We start from the raw sequence: 2371 nt of genomic DNA on the forward strand, positions 1-2371 counted from the left end.
TGGCCGTCGACCTTCCCACCAGCAGCTGAGATTGTACCGACTTCCTCGGGAAACGAGACGGTCGTCCAGCCATCGGGTTTCCGGACCCGGAACTCGGGCATCAGTTCTTCTTCTCTCGGCAAGCAGTATCAGCCCTCTGGCTGGTATCCGAGCCATTTTGTGTCTCCCTCGGAGCCGGAGGAGATCATGAGTACGATAGCACCTTCCTTCGAGGAGTATGACTTCGACCGCGGCGACCACGTCCGAACCGACTGGACCCACGGAGACGGCCCACTGGATGAAGTTGTCGGAACCGTTGCACAGATTTCACGTTCCGGCGGCAACGTGATCGTCTCTGTCGAGGCTGACGACGACCAGTACCCCGAGCACTCGATCTACGGCGGCACACACGATTGCGCTCCCGAGTGGGTCGAGACAATAGAGCAATCCTAGTCTGACAGCAAGGGAACTCGCCCGTATTTTGTGAGCCTCTACCGGGCGAGAGGCGTTCCAGAGAGAACGTCTTGACCACCAGCTATGTCAGAGAAACACGCGATCCAGACCAAGTTGAAGGGCTACGTCGTCATGACTCAGAGCGGGCCAGACAGCCTCGGCTTTGGCACGTACACACGCACCCATCCTGCATACCTGAAAGAGCGCGTTGAGGCGCATCAGTCTCCAGCAGCCGGCGTCGTGGTCAACGTCAAGCGAGCACGCCACATCGCTCGCGAGTACCACGGCTGGGATTTACCAGACGAAAGCGAGCTCCGTCACCAAGCGATGGCGGGCGATGCGTGATGTCCAGTGACTCGTCCCAGTATATGACCTGCAGAACCGACGAGTGCGACGCGCCGATCTTCGACGCCGAGCGCATCGCGTCTGTCGACGGAGAGTACGGGCCCTGCATGGCTGTCGGGCGTCACGCCGGCGTCTGTTCCAGCGGTCATCTCTCTGTCTGGGACGTCGCTGAGGCCTGAGTCCCCGTCGGTTCCGTACTCGCACTGGTGATTTTGTGTTCCCCCTGATGGGTGAGGGGTTTCCCGAACATGAGCACCGAACAGCAGTCCGTCGACGAACAGTCTCCAAGCACCGAAGCCGACGACCGACCAGACATTCGTGACCAGCACCGGCAGGCACAGACGAGTGGCGAGGTTTTTGCGGGGCGTCCCCGAGGTGAGAGGTAGATGTGTTGTCCCGACTGCCGCCGGCCACGGTCAGCGTCGGCGTGTGTCGACAAACGCTACTACGTCAATGGGGTGGCTTCCGACCCGATCCCGTGGGGCGAGGGCAGCCAGTATCTCACGTACAAGCTACAGGTCCTCCAGAGCGACGAACGGGCCGTTACCGTCGACCCTGAGCGGTGGCGCGACCAGTCGTGTCCTGCGTGTGGTGTCGAGCACGGCGAGATACATCATCGGTTGTGCGACTACGAGGAATGCCCCGCGTGTGGCGAGCTGTTGCTACTGTGCTCTTGTGTCGTCGAGATTGAAGTCGTTGCATCATCCGGTGTGAAGGGTCGTCTCAAGCAGTCCCTCGCTCGTCTCCTGTAGACACCAGCTTCTAGAGCGGGCTCGATGTCAGACGGATCTCGTGTGCGTACTTTTGTGTGTTCCTGGCGGGTGAGGAACTCATGTCAGAGACGCCAGATTCGTGCCCGAACGAGGATTGCGACGCAGATATTGTCAAGACCGAGACTGTCGACGTCGAGGCAGACCCACGCGCTCGTGACCCGCGCACCGAGCCTGTCGTCACCTGCGCGGAGGGCCACCAGCAAGTCATGTAGAATCGCTGGTCTGCGTTTCCGAGGAGTGACGACGCGCACGTTAATCGCGCGCGGTTGGAGACGAGAGGGACACGACTGCACTCGCGCTGGCAGTCGGTCCCTCTCAGCGTGGGGCAGACGGCCGGGCGAAGCANCGCGGTTGGAGACGAGAGGGACACGACTGCACTCGCGCTGGCAGTCGGTCCCTCTCAGCGTGGGGCAGACGGCCGGGCGAAGCAGACGGATGCCTGATGGATAGCAGCGTGGGGCTGGCAGGCCGGCTGAGAGCGCGAGAGACGAGTGTGTGTCGGCGTGGGACTGACGGCCGGGCAGATACAGGTGGTTGGCTGGTGGAACGTCTGGCCGCCGGGCAGCCGCCGCTGGGCGGCACGCTCGCTCTTGCCNGGCCGGGCAGATACAGGTGGTTGGCTGGTGGAACGTCTGGCCGCCGGGCAGCCGCCGCTGGGCGGCACGCTCGCTCTTGCCGGAGCCGGTACGTGGACCGAAGGCGGGCAGAGAGGGTGCAGGTAGGATTCGTCTCGTGTGTGACGGGAGGGAGGTTCTGGCACTGCTGGGCCTAGAGTCGAGTCGTGTGGCACTCGTGACGGTGTCGGGGGAGACGGCACTTCG

General features: G+C 62.7%; 6 protein-coding genes. All 6 read left to right on the top strand.

The window, feature by feature from the left end:
* The first annotated feature begins 186 nt into the window (after positions 1 to 186).
* The 6 genes from C442_RS00005 to C442_RS21775 all read left to right on the top strand — a co-directional run bounded on the left by C442_RS00005 (position 187) and on the right by C442_RS21775 (position 1762).
* Positions 187 to 432, top strand: coding sequence for a hypothetical protein (locus C442_RS00005; RefSeq protein WP_008306866.1), 246 nt, complete (start codon positions 187 to 189; stop codon positions 430 to 432).
* A gap of 84 nt (positions 433 to 516) precedes the next feature.
* On the top strand, positions 517 to 777 hold the full coding sequence (locus C442_RS00010; protein ID WP_008306867.1) for a hypothetical protein: 261 nt from the start codon (positions 517 to 519) through the stop codon (positions 775 to 777).
* On the top strand, positions 777 to 956 hold the full coding sequence (locus C442_RS21940) for a hypothetical protein (RefSeq protein WP_008306868.1): 180 nt from the start codon (positions 777 to 779) through the stop codon (positions 954 to 956). Before C442_RS00010 ends, C442_RS21940 begins: the two co-directional genes overlap by 1 nt.
* Positions 957 to 1025: 69 nt before the next feature.
* Complete coding sequence (locus C442_RS21945; RefSeq protein WP_167320667.1) at positions 1026 to 1163, top strand: hypothetical protein; 138 nt, start codon at positions 1026 to 1028, stop codon at positions 1161 to 1163.
* Entirely contained in the window at positions 1164 to 1529 is a 366-nt protein-coding gene (locus C442_RS00020) for a hypothetical protein (protein WP_049942741.1), read from the top strand.
* An 80-nt stretch (positions 1530 to 1609) separates the two neighbouring features.
* Positions 1610 to 1762, top strand: coding sequence for a hypothetical protein (locus C442_RS21775; RefSeq protein ID WP_155120731.1), 153 nt, complete (start codon positions 1610 to 1612; stop codon positions 1760 to 1762).
* Positions 1763 to 2371 lie beyond the last annotated feature (609 nt).

It is taken from the genome of Haloarcula amylolytica JCM 13557 (genome assembly GCF_000336615.1).
Taxonomy (GTDB): domain Archaea; phylum Halobacteriota; class Halobacteria; order Halobacteriales; family Haloarculaceae; genus Haloarcula; species Haloarcula amylolytica.

What these genes read in the sequence shown, in the direction of transcription:
- C442_RS00020 (WP_049942741.1), top strand. Translation starts at nt 1,164, where the DNA reads ATGTGTTGTCCCGACTGCCGCCGGCCACGGTCAGCGTCGGCGTGTGTC.
- C442_RS21945 (WP_167320667.1), top strand. Translation starts at nt 1,026, where the DNA reads ATGAGCACCGAACAGCAGTCCGTCGACGAACAGTCTCCAAGCACCGAA.
- C442_RS00010 (WP_008306867.1), top strand. Translation starts at nt 517, where the DNA reads ATGTCAGAGAAACACGCGATCCAGACCAAGTTGAAGGGCTACGTCGTC.
- C442_RS00005 (WP_008306866.1), top strand. Translation starts at nt 187, where the DNA reads ATGAGTACGATAGCACCTTCCTTCGAGGAGTATGACTTCGACCGCGGC.
- C442_RS21775 (WP_155120731.1), top strand. Translation starts at nt 1,610, where the DNA reads ATGTCAGAGACGCCAGATTCGTGCCCGAACGAGGATTGCGACGCAGAT.
- C442_RS21940 (WP_008306868.1), top strand. Translation starts at nt 777, where the DNA reads ATGTCCAGTGACTCGTCCCAGTATATGACCTGCAGAACCGACGAGTGC.